This window comes from Micromonospora sp. KC207 (genome assembly GCF_004348615.1).
Lineage (GTDB): Bacteria > Actinomycetota > Actinomycetes > Mycobacteriales > Micromonosporaceae > Micromonospora.
The window spans coordinates 1-2,815 of the sequence record NZ_SMKJ01000496.1 but is presented as its reverse complement, the minus strand read 5'-3'; the positions used below and the strand labels follow the sequence as shown (position 1 = coordinate 2,815).

Sequence of the window (2,815 nt, the reverse complement as noted above, 5' to 3'; positions counted from 1 at the left end):
GCCACCGGCCCAGCCGGGACGCTCGGCCGGCTCTGGGGCGGCGGGCCGGGTCGCCTGGTCGCCCCCGGGACGGGGCTCGGAGCCGGGACGGGCCAGCTCGTACGGGCGGACCGGCTCGGCCCGCACCGGCTGGTACGGGCGGATCGGCTCGGCCCGCACCGGCTCGTACGGACGGATCGGCTCGGCGGCGTAGGGGCGGCTCGGCTCCGGCGGGTATCCCCGGCCGGACCGTGGGGCCCAGTCGACGGCCCTGCCCTCGTGCGGGGGCGGATCGGCCTGCTCGGCCGTCGCGCGTGACGGGCCGACCGGCTCGGCCTCAGCGCGTTCGCGGCGGCCGGCCAGCTCGTCGTCGCGGATCCGGCGGCCGATCGCGTCCTCGTCGTCGTCGCGGGACCGGCGCCCGGCCGCCTCGTCGTCGCGAGCGCGGCGGGCCGGCTCGCCCTCGTCGTCGCGAGCGCGGCGGGCCGGCTCGCCCTCGTCGTCGTGGGACCGGTGGCCGATCGGCTCGCCCTGGCCCCGGGCCCACGGTGGTGCCCAGCCGCCGCCCCAGCTCGGGGAGTTCCAGTCGGAACCGGCCCAGCCCGGTGGGGGCGGCGCGGCGTTCTCGTCGCGCCCCCGGGTCGCCCGGTCGTCGCCGGGGTGGCCGCCGCGATCGGGCTCGGCCGAATAGGCGGGGTAGTGGTCGGACTCGGCGGGGTAGCCGGCGCGAGCAGGCTCCGGCGGGCCGGGCGGTCGGTAGGACTGCCCCTCGGCCCCCTCGGTTGGGGCGAAGCGACCGCCCCGGTCCCCGCCGGGGAGGTGGGGCACGCCGGAGGCGTCCGCCGCCGTCGGGTAGCCGCGCGGATCGACCTCCTCGGGCGGGAACCGGTCGGCCCAGTCGTACGGCCCACGGGCGGAAGCGCTCTGCTCCGCGACGGCCCGATCAGCGGTGGGGGCGTGGAAGCCGGGTGGCACCTCGAAGCCGGAGGCGGCCGGGCCGACCGGCGGGACCTGCCCGGCGGGCGGAGCCGACGCGGGAACATTCCCGTCGGACCAGCGGCCCGCACGGGGTGCCGGCTGGTCGTCGGAAAAGTGCCGGGCGGCACCGGGGTCCGGGTCGCCGCCGCGTGGCGGGTCGGCCGGCCGTTCCAGGGTGGGGGCCGGGCGCTGCGCGGGGACGGCCAGCCGGTCGCCGTCGGCCTCCCGGCCGGAGTCCCCGGCGAGCGGCGGCGCGCTGACCGGTGCCGGGCGGCCCGCCTGCGACTCCTCCCCGGCGTGACTCACGCCGTTGACGTGCGGGTGGCCGTTGACCCGGGGCGAAGACTCGGCCCCGGCGGCCAGGCCGGGCAGGGGGGCCGGCAGGTCGCCGTGGCGCGGCGACGAGGCGCCCCAGCCGGACGCCGGCTCGGCGCGGCCCCAGCCGGACGCCGCCTCCCGTGGCCCGCCGGCGGCACCACCACCGGACCAGCCGGTCGCCGAGGGCGCCCACCCGCTGACGGAACGGGCGAGGTCGTCCTGCTGACCCGTCCCGTCGCCGTGCTCTCCCGGGGTGGCGGCACCGGGTTGCCCTGCTTCACTCACCGCGCGCTCCTTGGTCGCCCCCGCTGAGGCTACCGTGTGGTGACAGTGGCGATAAGTTACAGCGGCGGGCCAATTCCACGCCGGGTTCACCGACCCCGACCGGTTCGGGCGATAAGTGCCGGCTCGTACGACCAGTTTCGGAGGTTCCCATGACGGCTGTGGGGAACGGTGCCCAGACCGCCGGCCGGCCCACGCGCCTGCCCCGCTCCGCGCGGCGCAAGCAGCTGCTCGCGGCGGCGCAGGAGGTGTTCGTCGCGCAGGGCTACCACGCCGCCGCGATGGACGACATCGCCGAACGGGCGGGGGTTTCCAAGCCGGTGCTCTACCAGCACTTCCCGGGCAAGATGGAGCTCTACCTGGCACTGCTGGACACGCACTGTGACGCGATCGTGGCGAAGGTGCACGACGCGATGCGGAGCACCAACGACAACAAGGAGCGGGTCGGCGCGTCGGTCCGCGCGTACTTCGACTTCGTCGACCACGAGAGCGAGGCGTTCCGCCTGGTCTTCGAGTCCGACCTGCGCAACGACCCGGCCGTGCGGCAGCGGGTGGAACGGGTGGAGCAGGGCTGCATCGCCGCGATAACCGACACGATCATCTCCGACACCGGGGTGAGCCGGGCACATGCCGAACTGCTCGCCTCCGGCCTGGTCGGCGCGGCGGAGACGGCGGCGCAGTTCTGGCTGGCCGGGGGCCGGCAGATGCCGAAGGCCGAGGCCGAGGCGCTCGTCGCGGCGCTGTCCTGGCGGGGCATCGCCAGCTTCCCGTTGCAGGGTGAGTCAGCCTGAACATCCGGCCGCGAGATCGGATAACCTTCCCACGGCGGCTTTTTCGCCCCAGTTGAGGAGGCACCGTGGAGGTCAAGATCGGCGTGCAGTACGCGCCGCGCGAGCTGGTTCTGGAGAGCGCGCAGTCGCCGGCCGAGATCGAGCAGATCGTGACTGACGCCTTCGCGAAGGACGAGGGGACGCTCTCCCTGACCGACGAGAAGGGCCGGCGGGTCATCGTCCCGGTCAACAAGGTCGCCTACGTCGAGATCGCCGAGGCGTCGCCCCGGGCAGTGGGTTTCACCGTCCGCTGATCTCTCTGTCGGAGGTCGACCGTCAAGATGCTGGCTGGCTTGACCTTGCAGGTCGGCCGGTTGGGTGATGGTTGACGGGGAAGGCTTCTCGCTTGTCGACGCTTCGCGCGTCTGACCTGACATGTCCCGTGCGGACTCGTCGAGGGCCTTCCCCGCCCCGCGCTGGCGGCCCAC

The 2,815-nt window shown here is 75.5% G+C and carries 2 protein-coding genes and 1 pseudogene; 2 read left to right on the top strand and 1 reads right to left on the bottom strand.

The window, feature by feature from the left end; genetic code table 11:
- A pseudogene (locus E1258_RS31715) lies at positions 1-1,560 on the bottom strand (hypothetical protein); the annotation flags it as partial.
- A gap of 149 nt (positions 1,561-1,709) precedes the next feature.
- Between E1258_RS31715 and E1258_RS31710 the strand changes: the two are divergent.
- Together E1258_RS31710 and E1258_RS31705 are read left to right on the top strand one after the other, a co-directional pair.
- On the top strand, positions 1,710-2,348 hold the full coding sequence (locus E1258_RS31710) for a TetR/AcrR family transcriptional regulator (RefSeq protein WP_132407554.1): 639 nt from the start codon (positions 1,710-1,712) through the stop codon (positions 2,346-2,348).
- A gap of 65 nt (positions 2,349-2,413) precedes the next feature.
- Entirely contained in the window at positions 2,414-2,641 is a 228-nt protein-coding gene (locus E1258_RS31705) for a DUF3107 domain-containing protein (protein WP_007073114.1), read from the top strand.
- Positions 2,642-2,815: the final 174 nt, after the last annotated feature.

Coding starts and splice junctions, on each gene's coding strand:
- E1258_RS31710 (WP_132407554.1), top strand. CDS start 1,710: ATGACGGCTGTGGGGAACGGTGCCCAGACCGCCGGCCGGCCCACGCGC.